This window comes from Thiothrix caldifontis, assembly GCF_900107695.1.
In the GTDB taxonomy this organism is placed as follows: Bacteria; Pseudomonadota; Gammaproteobacteria; order Thiotrichales; family Thiotrichaceae; genus Thiothrix; species Thiothrix caldifontis.
Map to the genome: position 1 here is coordinate 62,104 of NZ_FNQP01000017.1, position 18,430 is coordinate 80,533.

Below are 18,430 nucleotides of genomic sequence, written 5' to 3' on the forward strand. Positions count from 1 at the left end.
TTAAGGTTAAACGCACCATAATATTAAATGCTGAATTCAGCTAAAATCAAAGAGCAATAGATGGTAATAACCCTGTTTGAATAGGTCAGTTGAGGCGATGAATGAGTAAGAAATCTTCTTCAGGAAGTTTTGATATTATTTTAGATATGGAATACGTTGGCGGTCGGGATAATTTGTGTTTGTCTTTTGGCGCAGGTTTATTTAGAAAATTGGGTTGGGCTTCAGGTGATTGGCTAGCGTTTGATACCAGTGAAGTTGGGCAGATTGCCTTTAAGCAAGTTGCAGAGCCTTCAGAAACAACATTCAATCTGCGGAAAATTAAACTTCAATCAGGCTTTTATAAAATTTGCTTTTATTCGCCATTATATACTTTTCCGAAAGCGGTGGAATTATCCAAAGAAAAAGCCTCGTTTAATGTGAATACCTGGACGCTGACGTTGCATATCCCTGAGGAATACCAAGTATCACAATTACCGCCAATGCAAACGACACGAACGTTAACGGTAGATGATATTGCAGCAGCATTTAGTAAATTGTAAAGTGCGGGTCAGTTAAATAGAGTTGCGCCGTAATATTACCAGATGTTGCATATCTAACTCGAAACACACGGTTTCCCCAATGGCGTATTCTTGGTGACTAGGGGCAAGCGCGAGTAGTTGGCTATTATCTTGCAAACCCAGTACATACAGATATTCTGCACCTCTGAATACCCGTGAAACGACTTTGGCTTTACGGGGTGCATCCGCGACTAAGCGCAGGTCGTCGGGGCGGATTAAGACATCCACAGGGCATTCTGGCTGGCACTCAAGCGGTACTTCACCCCGTACTGCGCCAAGTAAGGTCGATACGGTGTCATGGTTGAAGACTGTGCCAGCAATGAGAGCGCCTTGCCCAATAAACCCCGCTACAAACTGATTCACCGGCTGGTGATACAAATTGTAACCCGTGTCCCATTGCTGCAAACGCCCGCTTTGCAACACGCCGATTTCATCCGCCATTGCAAAGGCTTCGTGCTGGTCGTGCGTGACCAAAATTGCGGTCATGCCTTCACGTTTGAGAATATCGCGCACTTCCCGCGCCAACATTTCGCGCAATTCCACGTCTTGGCTACCAAACGGCTCATCCAGCAATAGCAAACGTGGTTGCGGCGCAAGGGCGCGTGCCAACGCAATCCGCTGTTGCTGCCCACCGGAAAGCTCATGCGGGTAACGTTTTTCGTAACCGGGTAAATTCACCAATTCCAGCAATTCTGCGACCCGTTTCGCCTTATCCTTGCCCGACTGTTTACGGATGCCGAAAGTAATATTGTCGGTAATGCTCAGGTGTGGAAACAGCGCGTAATCCTGAAACACCATGCCGATATTGCGTTTTTCCGGCGGCAAATGTACATCAGGCGCACTGATCACCTGATCTTTGAGTGTAATTGTGCCACGGGTGACAGGCTCGAAACCGGCAATAGCCCGCAGCAAGGTCGTTTTGCCACAGCCACTTGGCCCCAGCAAACAACCGATTTGCCCGTCTTCCACCGTCAGATTGACATCGTGTACCACCGCATTGCTGCCGTATTCGATGTGAATGTTTTGCAGGACTAACTTGCTCATCAATGTTCCCCAGCCCGCGACCGACTAATCGAACGGCTCAATAAAATCACCGGAATAATCCCTGCCGCCACAATCATCAGCGATGGCAAACCCGCATCCGCCAGCCGTTCATCCGAAGCCAATTCATACGCCCGCACTGCCAGCGTATTGAAATTGAATGGGCGTAAAATCAGTGTGGCAGGCAATTCTTTCAGTACATCCACAAACACCAGCAAAATCGCGGTGAGTAACGAGCCTTTCATCAAGGGCAAATGCAACCGCTGCAACACGCCCAACGGACTCAAGCCCAACGAACGCCCCGCATTATCCAGCGTTGGTTTAATCTTGCCCAAACCCGCTTCCACCGTTTGCAGCGACACCGCCAAAAAACGCACGTTGTAGGCAAACAACAGCGTAAACAACGTGCCACTCAGCAACAAGCCCACATTGCTGTCGAAAAACTGTTTGCTCAGGTGGTTGAGTTGCGTATCCGCCCACGCAAACGGAATCAGCACCCCAATCGCAATCACCGTCCCCGGAATCGCATAGCCCATTGCCGCAATCCGCGAAGCAATATTGACCAACGGATCATTATTCAGTCGCTTGCCATAGCCCAAAATCAACGCCAGCAACAGCGCAAATACCGCCGCCAAACTCGCCAGCATCAAGCTATGCCACACCAGATTGATGAAATCACTGTCCAAGCCTTTGCTGGCAACTTTAATGCTCCAATGCAGCAATTGCCCCACCGGAATCACAAACCCCAACAACAAGGGCAGGGCGCACGCCAACACTGCCGCCACCGCCGTCCAGCCGCGCAAACGGAATTTCGGAATGCGCGAATATTTGCTGGAGGTATGGTGATACCGCGCCCGACTCCGCGACCAACGTTCCAACAGGATCAGCACAAACACAAACCCCATCAGCAACGCTGCCAATTGCGAAGCCGCCGCGTGATCGCCCAGCCCAAACCAAGTACGGAAAATCCCCGTGGTAAAAGTCGAAACGCCGAAATATTGCACCGTGCCAAAATCCGCCAATGTTTCCATCAAGGCCAGCGACAAGCCGGTAATAATCGCCGGACGTGCCAATGGCAACGCCACCCGAAAGAAACTTTGCCACTGGTTTGACCCCAATGTACGGCTCACTTCCAGCACACAAATCGACTGTTCCAGAAACGCCGCCCGCGCCAACAAATACACATACGGGAACAGTACCAAGGAGAGCATGGTGATTGCGCCGCCAAGGGAGCGTACATTCGGGAAGTAATAATCGCCATACCCCCAGCCCGTCAGCTCGCGCAACAAGGTTTGCACCGGCCCCGAAAAATCCAGCATCCCCGTGTAGGTGTAGGCAATAATGTAAGCAGGCATTGCCATCGGCAACAGCAATGCCCATTCAAATAAGCGTCGTCCCGGAAATTCGCACATGCTGTTTAGCCACGCCGCTGGAAGTCCCAGCAGCAATACACCAAACCCCACACCCAACACCAGCCACAGCGTATTCAGCAAATAATCGGTGAGAACCGTTTCGCGCAAATGCTGCCAAACTTCGGGTGCGGGCACGAACACGTAGCCGAACACCGCGAGGATTGGCAAAGCAGTAAGCAATGCCATGCTCAATAGCACGGCACGCCAGAGTAACGGCTTTATTTCCAACCGGCTTTGTCCATGATCTTGACCGCTTCAGCATTGTGTTTGCCGAGTTCGGACAAGTTCAGGCTATCCGCTTTGAATTCGCCCCAGCCTTTGAGCATGTCACTGGGGGCAATCCCGGCTTTCACGGGGTATTCCTGATTGGCTTCGGCGTACCATTTTTGCGATTCGTCGTTAACCAAGAATTCCATCAGTTTGATGGCGTTATCCTTGTTTTTGGCAGTTTTGGTGACAGATGCGCCGCTGATATTGATGTGTGTGCCACGGTCGGATTGATTAGGCCAGAAGATTGCGACTTTTTCCGCAGCGGCTTTGTCTTCCGCCTCTTCACCCGTCAGCATTTGCCCGTAATAGTAGGTGTTGGCAAGCGCAATGTCGCATTGCCCAGCCGCTGCTGCTTTGATTTGGTCACGGTCGCCGCCTTCGGGTGGACGCGCAAAGTTTTTCACCAAACCGTCCGCCCATGCCTGTGCCTTTTCCGCGCCGTTCACTGCAATCATCGAACCCAGCATTGACTGGTTGTAGATATTGTCGGAAGAGCGTACACAAATGCGACCTTTCCATTTCGGATCAGCCAAATCTTCGTAAGTGGAAAGTTCTTCCGGCTTCACTTTGTCTTTCACGTAAAAGATCGGGCGGGCGCGGGACGTGAGGCCAAACCACTGATGCGAAGGGTCACGTAGGTTTTCAGGAATTTCTTTTTTCAAGATTTCGGATTCGACTGGTTGAGTCAGTTCCATTTCTACGGCACGGTATAAACGACCTGCATCCGCCGTCATCAGCAGATCGGCAGGGGTATTTTCCCCTTCAAGTTTAAGGCGTTCCAAGAGTGCATCATCTTTGCCCGTCACAAGGTTAACTTTAATGCCGGTCTGTTCAGTAAATTTGTCGAACAATGGCTTGATCAGTTGTTCTTTACGGGCGGAATAGACGTTGACTTCACCATCAGCGAATGCAGGGGTGGCAATGCTGACAAGCAATAATGACAATGCAATTTTTTTGAACATAGGGTCTGCCTCTATTGCAAACATGAATAAGAAGAGTTCGCATTATCTATATTTCCACTGATAATGCAAGCAATTCTCATTATTTCATTAGGGGGTTAAAATTCGTAAGCCACTTGTAAGGTGACGACATCTTCTTTCGCACCATCATAGCCTTCGTTATTCATGTATTCCGCCGCGAAACTGGCTTTTTCATAAACGGGCATCCGGTAAGCGATACCTGTCGCCGTTTCGGGCAGTTCCAGTGCTTCGGCATCCTTGGTTTGTTGATAGGCCAGCGCCACGGTGCGGTCATTGCCGAGATCAAAACCGACTTCCAGGTTGCTGGCAGAAGGTTTGGTGGTGGTATCGTCTGCCAACGTGATTTCCTCAACGGCAATGTGTTCGGCAATAACATTGAATGCCCCCACTTTACCGGAAGCATGGACACCGACACCCGCTGCGGCCTTATCGTTCACGTCAGAGAGGTAACTTACGCCTGCACTCAGGTTATCGTTGCTGTAATCCAGATTTGCACCGTAGGAGTCGATTTTGTCGCTACCGTTTTCATCGTCTTTGAAAACGTAGGCAGAACCCGACATTGCCCCGGCACTCATTCCCAGTTGCACGGCTTCTTCTTGCGTTTCTGCCAGCTCCAGCGTTAAGGGATCGGACACCATATTGCTGTCGAATTTGCCGAAAGGTACGTACATGCGCCCGGCGGTAATGTCAGTGCCTTCACGCGGGTGGAAGGTGACAGTGGCTTCATCCACGGCGATATTATCGTCGTTTTCACCTTGTTCGTAGAGGAATAGTAGATGTCCGTCGATCTTGTCATTCAGTTTATTGTCGATGCCTAGTTCCACGGTGGGTACGGTGAGGTCACTGGTGTCTCCGTCATCATTGCTGACGAATCCGGCTTCGACTTCGACCACGCCACTCAAGGTGGTTTCGGCGTAAGCGGGGGCAGCAACACTGGCTGCAATCATCAGGCTGAGTAAGGTCTTTTTCATGCTAGAACTCCAAAATTATCGCTTTTTAAGAGCATTGGCTTGTCCGTTTTCATGACAGCACCACATGGTTATCCCACAACGTGTCGGGATAGTGGTGCAGCAGACTGGCTGATGCAGGTTGTAAGGTTGAGGGAAAGGTGTGTATGCCGCCGGTGGCATCCGAGACGAGAAATTGTTGCTTATCCGCCAGAAACGCAATGCCGCTTGGTTCCGGTAGGGGATGCGCGTGCAGGAAACGGTGTTCGCGGGTACTCCAGAAACTGGTGTGATTACCACGAGGTGAGGATACCGCAAGGATGTGTTGCTGCGGGTCATACGCCAAATCCGCCATATAGCCGCTGAAACGTGCCACATCCGCAGTGCTAATGTCGAGCAATTGCAAATCGCCGCCACGTTCTTGCCATGCCACTAACGAAGCAGGTTGCTGGCGGTATAAGTCACCTTCGTATTGCAGCGCTACACCGACATTGCCATCAGCGGTGGCGATCAGGTGGCGAATGCTGAGGTAGCGGTCGGGCAAACGGTATTCGTCGATTTTTTTGCCGCTGGCAGCGTCGATATACACCAAGGAGGGTTGCATGGTGTCGAGGTTGAGTTTGCGCCGCCCGAAATCGGGGTGGGTTTCGATGCCGCCATTGGCGACGACCAGTGTTTTGCCGTCAGGCATGAGTTGGACTTCGTGCGGATCAAGCCCGAAGGTGTCGTATTCGCCCAGATGTTGGAAGGTTTGGCTATCGCGGATGCCAAGTACGCCGCGTTTTGCATCAAAATGGTTTTCGGTGGTGAATAGCACATCGCCTTGGGCAGACAGGCAGCCGTGACCATCAAAATGGTGTCCGGCAGTGGCAGGGATGCGCTGCATACCGTTAGACCAATTGACCACTGCGCATTCAAAGCCGGGGCGTCTGCCAAACAGAATTACCCGCCCATCGTGCAGTGGTAACATGCCATGACCGCGAAACGGCACGGCTTGTGAATCGGTAGTGCCGCTTGCAATATCCAGTCGGGTGAGGAAATGCCCGCCTGCCGGATTATCACTGGCTGAATACAGGATTGTCGCGCAGGGGGTGGCAGCACTGGTGAGTTTCATCAGTTTATTCACGCCTAAGGCTGCACCGAATGTGCCAGCCGTGGTGAGTAATAAAAAGGCGCGGCGATTCATGGTTTAATCCCCATCATTATCGTTAAAACCGAGTTGTACACCCATGACTTTGGCAAGCTGACGTTTGATGCCCATTTGGATGTCGTTACCGAGGTAGTAGTAACCGTCGAGTGCTTTGCTGTTGCCCGTCCTGATCAATTCAAATGGGTCGCTGGCGGGAACCGGCAGTTTGAGGTAATTATCCAGCCGCATTTCCATTGCATCGGCGACGAACTTTTCGATTTCACGTCGGTTATGGTCACGCAGCCATTGCAGAATACCGCCGTCTTTTACAATACGCTGCATTCCTGCGACATTGGCGCGAACGACTTGCACGGAATAGCCACTGCGCCATGCTTCTAGTTGGTAGGCGTTAGAGGTATTCAGCACTTCTTGCTTGCCTTCGGTATTGAGGTCAATGCCTTTGCCAAGTGGATTGCCGATGCGGTTTTTGCTGAACTTCTCGGCGGACTGAAACAGCTTACCCACCAGTAAATCCACTGCTTGACGTGAGCTGGCGAAGGTGGCATTGCCTTTATCAGCAGTGCGGAACGCAGTGGCGTAGCCGTTTTTGTCATTGATCCAAGCCTCGGCAATGGTGTGCAACGTGGTTTGCAATAGCTCGCTGGCGGCTTGCACGTAAGCACAGCGGCGTTTGCCTGTGTCACCTTGGAAGGCGGCAAGCTGGTCAGCATCGCTTTTATCACGGTCGAACAGCAGGAATTCGAATGTGCCTAAGCCTTGCCCACCTACGCCTGCTTTTTCCACTGCTTCCACGGTCAACGGGGATGTAGCGTTTAATAAACCGTTGATCACCGCTTTTTTGGGGGGATTGAAGTTGACCTTGAAGTCAATTTGGTCTTCGATGGCAGGGCCAAACATGAGCGCATCAGTACGATGCCATGCTAGTAGGGTTTCTCCCCAACCTTCGCGCAAAACTTTGAAGTGTTCGGCAGTGGGTTCGCTACAAAAGGTTTTGCTGCGTTGGGTGAGGGTGTTGGCAGTGACATCCAACTCGCGGTACAGCGGGATGATTGCGCCATCGACAACTTGTGCCAGCAATTTGTCTGCATTGGGAATTGGCGTTGCGGGGGCAACAGTCGTGGCCACTTCTTTGACTTCTGTTTCGACTGGTGGGGCCTCGTTTGCCAATAACAGGCTAGGAAGCAGGAGTAGGCAGCAGCCAATTTGTTTAAACATCGTCATTCTCATTACAGCGAGTTCAGGAAGCGCAACAAGGCTTCCCGCTCTGGTTTGTTGAGGGCAAGCACGTTTTGCTTGGCAGGTTCAGCTTCGCCGCCGTGCCAAAGGATGGCTTCCAGCAGGTTGCGGGCGCGTCCATCGTGCAGGAAACGGGTATGTCCACTGAGCTTTGCGGTGATACCAATACCCCACAGCGGTGGAGTGCGCCATTCTTGCCCACTGGCAGCAAAGTCGGGGCGATGGTCGGCTAAACCTGCACCCATATCATGCAGCAAGAGGTCGCTGTATGGCTGATGTGCTTGTGCGGCTAAGGCTGGGAAAGTGGGGATATGGCAAGCCGCACACCCGCTTTGCTTGAATAAGCGTTCACCTTGTAGCACTTGTGGGTCAGTTACCTCACGGCGAGGTGGCACACGTTGGGCGTTAACGTGGAATACCACTTTATCCAGCAGGTCATCAGGAATTTCGGGTTTGCCGCCGTCAGGCAGGTGGTGGCAATCGGTTTGTGCAGCCGTGCAGGGCTGTTCGGGAAAACGGGTATTGGTAATGCCAATGTCGTTACGGAAGGCATCCGCACTTTGCTGGGCAATACTGGGTTGGTTCGCTTTCCAGCTAAACCGTCCCAGTACGATTTGCTGTTGCTGGATGTCCCACACTTGGTTGGCTTTGCCGGAAATACCGTCGTCGTTTTTATCGTCGGGGTCGGCATTGGCGAGAATTTCGGCGGCGGGGATGCTTTCCAGCAAGCCCATGCCGAACAATGCCGGGGCAACGCGCACGGAGTGCTGTACGTCGGGGTGCATTGCGCCGTAGTTCAAACTATCGAGATGCAGCTTAGGTTGTTGCAGGGTGTAAGTTTCACCATCGGCAAATTGCCCGTGGACTTCGGTGTAGCTAAAACGTGGGGTGGCTTCACCCGGCAAGCCTTTGTTGCCGAGCGGTTGCAGGTGATCGCCATAAATGGGTTCGGGCGCGACGCCTAGGGTTTTGGCTACCATCAGTTGTTCCGCTGTGGTGGCAGGGATACTGAGTTTGACGATAGTCGAGAGGAACGGTTCGGTTGCCGTTAGCGGCGGATGCCCGCGCCCGTGCTGCACATGGCAAGCAATGCAGCTATTCGCTTTGAACAATGGCCCCAGGCCATCCCTAGCGGTAGTGGACGCGGGCGCACTGACCCACGGTTGCTGGAAGAACGCGCCACCCACGGCGAAATCCTCGTGCTGTTGTAAATTGTCATCGCTGTTGGCTAGCCCCGGCAGCACCAGTAGGCTGCACAAGGCAATGGCTAGGGTCGATTGCATTTATCCACCAAATGAGTCGCTGCTCTCCGGGTTAAGGCTGTCCACGCCGACGGCTTTGGCAGCCGCTTCGATGTCACCCGTTTGGCTGCGCAACGCCGCAATCGTGGCTTTGATGCGCTTGTTACCGTCCTTGTTATCGGGGGTAATTTGCTGGTCGAAATTTTCACCGTTTTTCGCCGCTTCCACAATGGCTTCGGCTTTTTGTTGGGTGTCGGCGAGCTTGCTGACCAAGGTTTCGCTGGCTTTGGCATCTTTGGCGGCAACCAGTTGGGCGAGGCTTGCACCTGCTACTTTTGTGCCATCGGTGCGGGTGTAGGTGCCGTTGAAAATGTTCTGGATGCTGCGGGCATTCTCAGCAATGTCGTTGTGGGTGTTGTCGCTGAAGCAGGAATGTTCGTCTTCCTGTGAATGTGCCAGCAGTGCCACGTTCATACGTTCACCTGCAAGTTCGCCAAGACTTAGGCTGCCCATGCCGAATAACATGCGGCGCAGGGCTTCTTTTTCATCCAGTTCGAGGAAGGCGGAGCGGTAGTTGCCTGCTTTGCCATCTGTCCAGTCGTCCGCCATTTGTTGCATATCGGCAAGCAGTAAATCGGTGGCGGCCTTCAGGTATTCAGCGCGGCGTTCGCAGTTACCATTGGTGCAAGCGTCACCTTTGGCGTAATCGGTGTGGGGGCGTTTACCGGTATCTGTGGGATCTTCGTTAAAATCTTGTCCCCACAGCAGGAATTCAATGGCGTGGTAACCAGTGGCAACATTGGCTTCAGAACCGCCTTTTTCTTGTGAGGCTTTCAGTAGTTCCGCGTCGATTTTGTCTGTGCCTGCAATGATATTGGCGGTGGCAAATTTATTACCTTCCTCGTGGTCGTAAGTATCGGTTTTGACGTAATCAATCAAACCTTCATCGAGCGGCCATGCGTTAACTTGACCTTCCCACTCGTCCACATTGGGGTTGCCGAAACGGAAGGCTTCGGTTTGGCTGTAAGGTTTGCGGGCGGCAAGCCATGCGTCTTTGGCAGCTTGTTGGGTGTCGGCGTTAGGGGTAGCAATGAACGCATCGACTTTTTCTTGTAATACCGTGACAGCGGCGAGGGTGTCGCTGAAATTGGCGCTGGCAAGGTTGACGTAATTTTCCATGACAGCCTTGGCTGTGACAGTTTCAGCACTGACCATGAGGGGGGCGGCGCAAAGCATCCCGCCGAGTAGGGCGGCTGATACGATCTGGCGAATGGATTTCATGTATTGTCTCCGAAAAAACACGTCTGGCTAAGCGATTAGGCAACTGGCTGGAGTGTAAAGTATTGAATGAAAAGGTTACTTAGTTGATTCTTCAGGGGGGCGGTTGGTGACCGGTTGTTTGTCTGCGTCATCATCTGCCGAGGTGAGAATCAGGTTGCCCCGGCGGGTAATGGTCAGACAGTAAGGCCGCTTGCCGTGCTGAAGAATGATCTTTTTGCAACCGCGCATCAATTCTTCCAGATTGACGCGGTGTGGTTCGACATCGGTCATTCTCAAAGCTCCAGTCATCATGCGAATGCACCTTGCATTAGGTTGAGGTTAAACAGAGAGGTTTCGGGGCTTAGGGTTTCTTCGATGACTTCACACGCGTGACCTCTGCAACGCCCACAGCATGTACCGACTTTTAGTTCCTGCTGAATCGCTTCTAAGGTGTCGTGGCCTTGTTTCACGGCTTTCTTGATCGCTTTGTCGGTCACAGAGTGGCAAATACAAACGTACATACATCATCCCCTAAACAGTAATCATTCTTAATGATATGCGGATGATAACGATGCGCATCTACAAATACAAGTGGTTCTCAGTTATTTTTTGAAATGAGAAAAATTCTCAAAAATTACTTGACTCAAAAACAAGAATCATTATCATTATTTGTATCTTACAGGTTTTGCCCTCTCCTCAAAACGGCAACAAAAGTAGCCAAGCCAGTGTATGACGTTGTAACTCCGCACCAGCCAGGTTATTTCTTTTTCACAAAGAAATAATGAGGTGTGTGATGACGTTCTACGTAAACGCATGGCTTGATCGGGTTGACCCGTTTGTCAGCCTGCATAATCGGCATACTGGCGAACAAGTCGTCAGGTTTGACAAGGATGAGTTGCAGGAATGCCTTGAGCAGGGCGATTTCTGCCTGAGTGAATTGTGTAACCCTTGTCAGAAGGTGCAACAAGAATTAGTCAAATGTTTGTTGCTGGCGCGGTGTTCCCATGACGTGCGGCAGCAACTGGACAGTATTTACCGCCATTTTTTTCAGCCGCCTCCTGCGAGTGCGGACATTATTCCTTTCAGGGTAAAGCAAGCTGCCATGTAACAGCAGCGTGACCATACCTGAGTTAACGTGTGTACAACTTGTCGGGTTAGCCTTCATAAAAATAACTCTGACCTGACAGGAATCCTGGTTCCTCTCTTGGAATTTTGAACATTAATATGGGGGCGTAGGCCCCTTTCTTTTTGTTGAAGTTTGTCTACCCGGCAATTACAATCCGCCTCGTCATTGGGGAGTAGCCTCCTTTCACTGAAAAGGGTCTGTATCAACATAATTGACCGCACGGTCATGGTGCAGACAACGCCGGTTTGGCAAGACCTTTGACCATATGCCTTCGGTACCGCCGGGAGGGTGTGTGGTCATTGGAAAACGCCCGGCTGTGGAGTTCTTATGGAAGCCTTTCTTGTCTCAACGGGCATTGTCGCCCTCGCTGAAATTGGCGATAAAACCCAACTGCTCTCGCTCGTTCTTGCGGCAAAATTCCGTCGCCCGATTCCCATTATCCTTGGTATTTTGGTTGCCACTTTGCTGAATCATGCGTTGGCGGGTGCAGTCGGTGCATGGGTCACGACGGTGCTGGGAGCAGAGGCATTGCGCTGGATTTTGGGCTTGTCGTTTCTGGCAATGGCGGTGTGGATCATGATTCCCGACAAGCTGGATGACGATGAGGTGAAGGTGGATGCGACGCACTACGGGATTTTCGGCGCAACGGTGGTGGCGTTTTTCCTCGCGGAAATGGGGGACAAAACGCAGGTTGCGACCGTGGCGTTAGCGGCACAATACGCTTCTTTGTTCTGGGTGGTCGCTGGCACAACCTTAGGGATGATGCTTGCGAATGCTCCGGCAGTGTTGCTGGGCGATAAAATGGGCAGTCATTTGCCGTTGAAGCTGGTGCATGGGATTGCAGCGGCGATTTTTGCTACCTTGGGTATTGCGACGTTGTTGGGTATCGGGTAAAGGCACAATACTGAAACAAGCAAGGAGTCATGTGACTCCCTGCTTTTTGACGGGTTTGGGTTAGATTACAGCGATTTTTTGCAGAAATACCAGTCGGTGCATTCGTAACCTTCGTTCATGCGGGCTTCTGCGCTTGCGGCATCTTGCGGTGGTGGCACGATGACTTTATCGCCCGGCTGCCAGCCTTCTGGTGTTGCTACTTTGTTGGCATCCGAGGTTTGCAATGCCGCGACTAAACGCAGGAATTCATCAATCGAACGCCCGTTGGTCATCGGGTAGTACACCATTGCCCGCATAATGCCATTCGGGTCGATGATGAAGGTGGCACGCACGGCGGAAGTATCCGCAGCACCGGGGTGGATCATGCCGTAGGCATTCGCCACTTTCATGCTCAGGTCTTCGATGATCGGGAAGCCGATTTCCACACCGAATTTTTCCTTGATATTGCGTACCCACGCGACGTGGCTGTAGTAGCTGTCGATGGATAAGCCTAACAGGTCGCAATTCAACGCGGCGAATTCGCTCTGGCGTTTGGCAAATGCCATGAATTCGGTGGTACAAACCGGGGTGAAATCAGCCGGGTGTGAGAACAGTACCAACCATTTGCCTTTGTAGTCTTCCAGCTTTTTTACACCGTGGGTGGTGCGGGCTTCAAATGCCGGAGCTGGCTCGTTAATGCGCGGCATAGCGTTTGTCATGTTTTCCATTTCAGTATCCTTTACGGTGATCAGTTGAGGTGATTAAGAAAGCTTGATCTTGCTAGTCGATCGTTTTGCTTTCCATGATCGGTATATTATTAAATACTGATATGTTTGTGAAATGGATTGTTTGGGATGATTCGTTCGATTTTTCAGGGAAATGACGGCTCTGCCAATGTCATCTTAGCTTTCGGCATCACCTGCTCCAGCATTTCCAGATACATGCGCTGCCCAATGAGGTCAGGCGCTTGACGGTATTCTTCCCACGTACTCATCAGACGGTCACGGTCGCCATTGGCACGCGCCAGTAATTCACTCACATAGGCTTGCGTCTGTTGCTGCTGGCGGTTGGCATCACTGCGGGCTTTGGCGAGGGTGGAACTGCGTTCGCCTTGTTCTACCTGAATCTTTTCCTGCTTTTCGGCACGGGCAACTGCTACATCATCAAACACTTGCTTAATGGATTGCGGCGGCTCCAGACGGCGGATTTGCACCGAGGTGATATTGATCCCCAGATTCAGGGTGCGGGTTTGTTGCTGAATGGCTTGTTGCAGGCTGGATTGGAACTGGTTGCGCCCGGTAGTGAGCAGGTCGCCGATTTTCTGGCTGGCGACGTATTGGATGCTTTCCGCGTGTGCCAATTGGCGCAACAGTTGTTCGGGGGCTGCGGCTTGATGCTGGAAAATACCAGCTTCCTGAATATTGTATTGCAGAATCAGTGCCACATTGATCAGGTTTTCGTCGCCTGTGGTCAGTTCGAGTTGCAGGTGTTTGTCATGGGGGGCGATGGCGAAATCCAGCTCCATCGAGCGCACCGCCGTTACCTGCAATTTTTCCACCGATTCAATCGGCCAAGGCAGGCGGTAGTGCATTCCGGGTGCAATCTTGTCATCTACGATTTTACCGAAACGGCTGAGAATGCCGCGCTGTTCTGCACCCACCGAGTAAAAACCACTGAGCAGGTAAATCAAGGGAATAACCCCCAGTAACAGCAGCCATAAACGCTGGCTGTGCTGGGATACTTGTTGCAAATCTTCCCGCAAACTCATGGAAGCGTCTCCGGCACCAGCGTGGTAGGCGTAAGTGCTTTCCCTGATGGCGGTGACAGCAAGTAGCTGAACAGCGGGGTGTCGGATGACAAAATGAAGCTGGTGTTTTCGCCGATGATTTTTTGGTAAGCATCCAGTGAGCGACTGAACTGGTAGTAGGCTGCATCGGCCTGAAATGCTTCGGCGTAAATGCGTGCTGCTTCGGCTTCGCCCTTGCCTTTGACGGTTTGGCTTTCGCGGTAAGCTTGGGCGAGTAATTCGCGGGCTTCGCGTTCGGTTTCGGCGCGGATTTTGGCAGCAGCTTCCTGCCCTTCGGCGCGGTGTTGTTTGGCAGTACGTTCCTGTTCCGACATCATGCGCTGGTAGATGGATTGCAGGTTTTGCTTGGGAAAACCGAAACGATTGGGGCGCACGGCGATGATTTCGATGCCGAATTCTTTCAGCGCGGTGGTGGTACTATTGCCGGTGATGGCGGCAAATAAGGGTGGTAAACCCTGTTGTTGCCCATCGACGCTGAAAATATCACCCAGCGGAATATTGCCGATGGCAGCACCAATCCCGGCATTGAGCAGTTCTTGCAGGCGCAAGCGGGCGGTTTCTAAGTCACGCACACTTTTGAGGAAGGTTTCCGGTTCGGCAATCCGCCACACGGCGAAGCTACTGACGACCAGATTACGGCGGTCGCGGGTGACGAATTCCGCCGGTTCCAGCCCCAGTAATTGCAGGCGCTTGTCCAGCATCGTGCGGGTCTGGATGGGGGCGGGGAGTTTGAACGCCAGCCCGGCTTCGCGGATGGTGCGCACGGGTTTGCCGAATTGCATGATGACGGCGGTTTCACTTTCCTTGACCGGCACGAGGCAGGTGGACAGTAGGTAGCCTGCCACAATCAGGGCGGCAAGCGTCCATAAGGTTTTTTTCATGGCTGGATTTTCCTTTGGGTGCTGGTGGCGGCCTTGGGTTCTGGTGGGGTTGCGCCTTTCCAGATGCGCAGGTCGTTGCTGTGGATGCGGGGGTCGGTAATGGTCAGTGGCTTACCTGCCAAGTTCGCCGTTACGGTGTCGATGTATTGGTTGAAGCGGATGACATCGGGGTATTGGCGGAATGCGCCGGAGAGTTCTTGGAAGTATTGGGCATCACCTTGGGCGCGTTGTTGCTGCTCGATTCGGTTGCTGTCGGCGGTGGTGACACGCTGGAGTTTGTCGGCATTGGCTTTGCTGAGTTCGGTGGCACGTTCGCCGCTGGCTTCAAGTTCGAGGCGTTGCTGTTCTTGGCGGGCATCAAAGGTGTCACGGTAGACTTGTACGACACGCGGCGGTGGCTGAATTGACTGAATGTGCGCCGTGACCGTGATGGGGGGCAAACCCAGCGCCTGTAAATCAGTCTGGATTTGCGTGGCGATGCGCGTCGCCAAGGCATCACGCGGGGTATCCAGTAAGGCGCTGAATGTCAGGTGTGATACCTGTTGCCACAAGGCAGATTCGGCGAAGTGCGCCAGTAACGGGTCGATTTCCGCGCTGTTGACGTGCAAGGGCAGGGTCGGCGGGGTTTGGTAATGCAGGCTTAGCTGGATATTGACGAGGTTTTCATCGCTGGTTGTCATGAGTAAGGTGTCGTAACGCTCTTCCGGGTCACTGATGAAGGCTTGCTGCCACAAGCGTTGCGGGGCAGGTGGGTTGTCGGGGGTGCTGGAAGCTGGCGTAGCTGCTTGCGGCAATTGCCCTACGTTCAGCGTGTGAATATAACCCGCTGTCAGCAATTGCATATCGCCAAACGGCCAAGGCAAGGTGTAGTACAATCCGGGCGGTAACGCGGTAGCTTGCGAGCGATTAAGGACTTGCTTAATGCCGACCTGACCGTGCGGCACAACGCTCAGGCCGCTGCTGGCGTAGAGGCAGAGCGCCAATACCAGCAGCAATACTTTGCTGGTGCGTTGGTAGGTGTGCCATAAGCCGACGAAGGGTGCTTTGAGCCAGTGATACACCCGGTTGACAGCCAGTGAGCGGGTAGCCGTTTCCAGCAGGGAAAGCTGTTCGAGTTCTGCGCCTTGCATCAGGCTGCGGAATCCGGCAACCAGCAATTCCACCCCGGCAACGCCGACCATCACCGCAATGATCACAGCGACGATTTCATCCAGATAAATACCGATCATCATGCCGATCAGCGAGACCAGCACGGCGATGGAGGAAAATACATCCATCTGGCTGTGGTAGCCGTCGGCTTCGAGTGCGGGGGAGTTGGTATTGCGCCCAACCCACGTTTTCAGCCTTGCCATAAACCAAGCGATAGCGATGGTTAACAACACTCCGGCAATACCGATCCAGAGATTTTTCAGTTCTTCCGGGGAACGCCCTTGCACTTCGCGCACGATTTCTATGGGCACGTACAAGATTAGCAGGGCGATCAAAATGGCGAGAATGGCTTCAAAGCGGTAAGCCTTGGCAATCGCGGCGGGGTTGCCGGTTTTTTCTTGTTGGTGGCGCGTGACCAGCCCCACCAGTAGGATTAGGGAAACCGCCAAGTCAGTGATGGAATGGTAGGCATCGGCAAGCAAGGCGGCGCTGCCGGTTGCCCAAGCAGTCGCCATTTTGATCACTACCAACAGCGCGTCGGCAAGAATGGCAAGCAGTGAGGTACGGATACGGCGATCGTTAAACAAGGTGAGGGATTTCGCTGAATGATAATGCTACTCAATTTAGCGAATAGAAATGACAACTTGATGACAAGGATGGTTTGGCGTTACCTACCGACATTGCAACTGCACAATCTGAGCCGCTTCGCCATGTTCAAATGTTGGCTTCTGCTCGATAGTCGTTTGACAATGTTGTTGGAAGTACGCCCCTAAAGTGATGCTGTTTTGATCTTTATATATCGGAATGGCACTGCCCGTGGGGTCGGCTAATGCAACAGCCAAACGCTTGCCGGTCAGCGTTTGCGGGGCAGCGATGGGCAAGACAAAATCCAGTTGCAAGCGTTGGTCGGGCAATAAATCTAAGTGGTATTCGCTGACAGTGGCAAGGGGCAAGGCCGTGCTGTTCAATGTAATCGTGGTGAAATAGGTGTGTGTTTTTAAGTCAGACAGCATTAGATCACCAACTCGTAAACCCAATGCATCTGCAAACCCGTAAGTTGCCCCGCCGCGTTTTCCTGCAATTGATGGCTGGCCTCAATGCCATAGTGGAAGTCGTTAGCGTGTAGCGGCAGTGCAATCACGAGTAACAACAGTGCACGCGGCTGGAAAAATTCACGGTTAACATGATGACCTCATAATGCGATCGAAGTGAACAATATTAGTGCTTGGCAAACAGCAACGCCAACACCATCAAGGTACTAGCCACGACCCACGAGCCGAGTACCCGCAGCACGATACCTTCCCAACGGGTGCGCAAACCGACCGCAATCGCGGCACTCAGTAAGACAATGAAGGTGGCACTGGTGACTGTACCCGCCATCATGGCATAGATTTTGAATGCTTTTAGCCCCGGAATCAGGCTAGGGGCTGAATCCAACCCCAGCAATCCCCCCATCACAGCGGCAAACGCGACACAAACACTGAGTAACAGCGGCAGGCGTATGGCCAATAACATGCCCGACAACCCCGCCCCAGCGAGCAGTGCCGTTTCCCAAGACCCAGCAGGCAGTGCAAAGCGTGTCAGCGCAATCCCGCTGCTCATGCCAATAAAAAACGCCATCACCCCGTAGCGTAGTGGGCGAATACCTTGTTGCCCCAACAACAAACCCAAGCCGATCAAGGCAAGGATATGTGCCGAAACGTGCAAGGGCTGGGTCAGCCCCTGTAAGAAAAAGCTATACATTCCGGCGGCGACCTACAGCATTCCTGCCAAAAACCCCACCCCAGCCAAGCTGATGATTGCACCGCCCGCCCGCACGGCGTTGCTTCCCCAAGGCCAGCGAGTCAACTCACCAAACGCAATGCCAGACAAGTGCAATAAACCCGTAGCGATGACAAACCCAAGGCTATACGCCAACGGGCTGGCAGCATCGGGTAATTCCGTGCCGTGTGCATGACCGTGGAAAATCGCAAATGCACCCACCAACACCGCCGCCACCCATAACGGCGGGCGCACAGCCAATACCACCATTAACCCCAGCACCAAGGCCGACAGCGCAATGCCGGTTTCAACGGAAGGAATTGGAATGCCCGCGATACCCAATACCCCGCCGAATGCCATGACGACCGGAAATACCACTGGCAGCATCCAAATGGCGGGGCGCCCTAAAAATGCACCCTATACGCATCAACTTTAACCCGCGAAAGCGGTCTCCTTTAACCCGCGAAAGCGGTCTCCCTCTCTGGTAGGCTATTAGTTTTGCACACCGAATAGATCGACTTCGACAAGGAGACCGCGCATTGATACTGACAAAAGTAGCCACCGCATTGCAAGCCATCTTGTATGAAAAAGCGGACGCGTTAGCAAAAAAAGCGGCTTCATTCAACGCCAGCGCAAACTCAGCGGCTCGAACTTCATCCGCAGCTTGGTGTTTGGCTGGATGGGCAATCCTGCCAGCACATTGGATGGATTAAGTCGGACAGCCGCCTTCCAACAGCTC

General features: G+C 52.6%; 21 protein-coding genes, 1 pseudogene and 1 riboswitch. Of the genes and pseudogenes, 4 read left to right on the forward strand and 18 right to left on the reverse strand.

The features are described from left to right. Positions 1 to 101: 101 nt before the first annotated feature. Complete coding sequence (locus tag BLV87_RS13635; protein WP_139282185.1) at positions 102 to 539, forward strand: hypothetical protein; 438 nt, start codon at positions 102 to 104, stop codon at positions 537 to 539. A 12-nt stretch (positions 540 to 551) separates the two neighbouring features. Here BLV87_RS13635 and BLV87_RS13640 read toward each other — a convergent pair whose 3' ends face one another. From BLV87_RS13640 to BLV87_RS13685, 10 genes are all read right to left on the reverse strand, one after another. Beyond that, positions 552 to 1,601 carry an ABC transporter ATP-binding protein gene (locus tag BLV87_RS13640; RefSeq protein WP_093069555.1) on the reverse strand — a complete coding sequence of 350 codons (1,050 nt, stop codon included), beginning with the start codon at positions 1,599 to 1,601 and terminating at the stop codon, positions 552 to 554. Beyond that, entirely contained in the window at positions 1,601 to 3,196 is a 1,596-nt protein-coding gene (locus BLV87_RS13645; RefSeq protein ID WP_093069556.1) for an ABC transporter permease, read from the reverse strand. The genes BLV87_RS13640 and BLV87_RS13645 overlap by 1 nt, the downstream gene beginning before the upstream one ends. Before the next feature lie 32 nt (positions 3,197 to 3,228). After that, the gene (locus BLV87_RS13650) at positions 3,229 to 4,242 is read right to left on the reverse strand and encodes a Fe(3+) ABC transporter substrate-binding protein (RefSeq protein ID WP_093069558.1); all 1,014 of its coding nucleotides are present in this window, start codon (positions 4,240 to 4,242) and stop codon (positions 3,229 to 3,231) included. A 95-nt stretch (positions 4,243 to 4,337) separates the two neighbouring features. Further along, positions 4,338 to 5,231 carry an LbtU family siderophore porin gene (locus tag BLV87_RS13655; protein WP_093069560.1) on the reverse strand — a complete coding sequence of 298 codons (894 nt, stop codon included), beginning with the start codon at positions 5,229 to 5,231 and terminating at the stop codon, positions 4,338 to 4,340. Between the two features lie 49 nt (positions 5,232 to 5,280). Beyond that, complete coding sequence (locus BLV87_RS13660; protein WP_093069561.1) at positions 5,281 to 6,393, reverse strand: DUF1513 domain-containing protein; 1,113 nt, start codon at positions 6,391 to 6,393, stop codon at positions 5,281 to 5,283. A 3-nt stretch (positions 6,394 to 6,396) separates the two neighbouring features. Continuing rightward, positions 6,397 to 7,572: an imelysin family protein gene (locus BLV87_RS13665; RefSeq protein ID WP_175517944.1), complete on the reverse strand. Its 1,176-nt coding sequence runs from the start codon at positions 7,570 to 7,572 to the stop codon at positions 6,397 to 6,399. A gap of 11 nt (positions 7,573 to 7,583) precedes the next feature. Further along, positions 7,584 to 8,876: a di-heme oxidoreductase family protein gene (locus tag BLV87_RS13670; RefSeq protein WP_093069564.1), complete on the reverse strand. Its 1,293-nt coding sequence runs from the start codon at positions 8,874 to 8,876 to the stop codon at positions 7,584 to 7,586. Continuing rightward, positions 8,877 to 10,115: an imelysin family protein gene (locus BLV87_RS13675; protein ID WP_093069566.1), complete on the reverse strand. Its 1,239-nt coding sequence runs from the start codon at positions 10,113 to 10,115 to the stop codon at positions 8,877 to 8,879. 75 nt (positions 10,116 to 10,190) lie between these two features. Further along, positions 10,191 to 10,385: a hemin uptake protein HemP gene (hemP, locus tag BLV87_RS13680; RefSeq protein WP_093069568.1), complete on the reverse strand. Its 195-nt coding sequence runs from the start codon at positions 10,383 to 10,385 to the stop codon at positions 10,191 to 10,193. Positions 10,386 to 10,402: 17 nt separating this feature from the next. Continuing rightward, the gene (locus tag BLV87_RS13685) at positions 10,403 to 10,615 is read right to left on the reverse strand and encodes a bacterioferritin-associated ferredoxin (RefSeq protein ID WP_093069570.1); all 213 of its coding nucleotides are present in this window, start codon (positions 10,613 to 10,615) and stop codon (positions 10,403 to 10,405) included. 272 nt (positions 10,616 to 10,887) lie between these two features. Between BLV87_RS13685 and BLV87_RS13690 the strand changes: the two genes are divergently transcribed. Beyond that, positions 10,888 to 11,202, forward strand: coding sequence for a hypothetical protein (locus BLV87_RS13690; RefSeq protein ID WP_093069571.1), 315 nt, complete (start codon positions 10,888 to 10,890; stop codon positions 11,200 to 11,202). 172 nt (positions 11,203 to 11,374) lie between these two features. After that, a riboswitch (yybP-ykoY riboswitch) is annotated at positions 11,375 to 11,545 on the forward strand. A 2-nt stretch (positions 11,546 to 11,547) separates the two neighbouring features. After that, on the forward strand, positions 11,548 to 12,114 hold the full coding sequence (locus BLV87_RS13695) for a TMEM165/GDT1 family protein (RefSeq protein WP_093069573.1): 567 nt from the start codon (positions 11,548 to 11,550) through the stop codon (positions 12,112 to 12,114). Positions 12,115 to 12,179: 65 nt separating this feature from the next. Here BLV87_RS13695 and BLV87_RS13700 read toward each other — a convergent pair whose 3' ends face one another. The 8 genes and pseudogenes from BLV87_RS13700 to BLV87_RS13730 form a co-directional block, all read right to left on the reverse strand. Then, positions 12,180 to 12,821, reverse strand: a complete 642-nt coding sequence (locus tag BLV87_RS13700) for a peroxiredoxin (protein ID WP_093069574.1) — start codon at positions 12,819 to 12,821, stop codon at positions 12,180 to 12,182. Positions 12,822 to 12,964: 143 nt separating this feature from the next. Then, positions 12,965 to 13,861, reverse strand: a complete 897-nt coding sequence (gene hflK / locus BLV87_RS13705; protein ID WP_093069576.1) for an FtsH protease activity modulator HflK — start codon at positions 13,859 to 13,861, stop codon at positions 12,965 to 12,967. Then, complete coding sequence (gene hflC / locus BLV87_RS13710) at positions 13,858 to 14,781, reverse strand: protease modulator HflC (RefSeq protein WP_093069577.1); 924 nt, start codon at positions 14,779 to 14,781, stop codon at positions 13,858 to 13,860. Before hflC ends, hflK begins: the two co-directional genes overlap by 4 nt. Beyond that, the gene (locus BLV87_RS13715; protein ID WP_093069579.1) at positions 14,778 to 16,517 is read right to left on the reverse strand and encodes a protease modulator HflK family protein; all 1,740 of its coding nucleotides are present in this window, start codon (positions 16,515 to 16,517) and stop codon (positions 14,778 to 14,780) included. Before BLV87_RS13715 ends, hflC begins: the two co-directional genes overlap by 4 nt. 84 nt (positions 16,518 to 16,601) lie before the next feature. After that, positions 16,602 to 16,943, reverse strand: a complete 342-nt coding sequence (locus tag BLV87_RS13720) for a DUF1007 family protein (protein WP_093069581.1) — start codon at positions 16,941 to 16,943, stop codon at positions 16,602 to 16,604. Continuing rightward, positions 16,943 to 17,080, reverse strand: a complete 138-nt coding sequence (locus BLV87_RS19420) for a hypothetical protein (RefSeq protein WP_175517945.1) — start codon at positions 17,078 to 17,080, stop codon at positions 16,943 to 16,945. The genes BLV87_RS13720 and BLV87_RS19420 overlap by 1 nt, the downstream gene beginning before the upstream one ends. Positions 17,081 to 17,148: 68 nt before the next feature. Beyond that, on the reverse strand, positions 17,149 to 17,673 hold the full coding sequence (locus BLV87_RS13725; RefSeq protein WP_093069582.1) for a HupE/UreJ family protein: 525 nt from the start codon (positions 17,671 to 17,673) through the stop codon (positions 17,149 to 17,151). A gap of 12 nt (positions 17,674 to 17,685) precedes the next feature. Continuing rightward, a pseudogene (locus tag BLV87_RS13730) lies at positions 17,686 to 18,093 on the reverse strand (HupE/UreJ family protein); the annotation flags it as partial. A 137-nt stretch (positions 18,094 to 18,230) separates the two neighbouring features. Here BLV87_RS13730 and BLV87_RS19425 point away from each other — a divergent pair. Beyond that, entirely contained in the window at positions 18,231 to 18,404 is a 174-nt protein-coding gene (locus BLV87_RS19425) for a hypothetical protein (RefSeq protein WP_175517799.1), read from the forward strand. Positions 18,405 to 18,430: the final 26 nt, after the last annotated feature.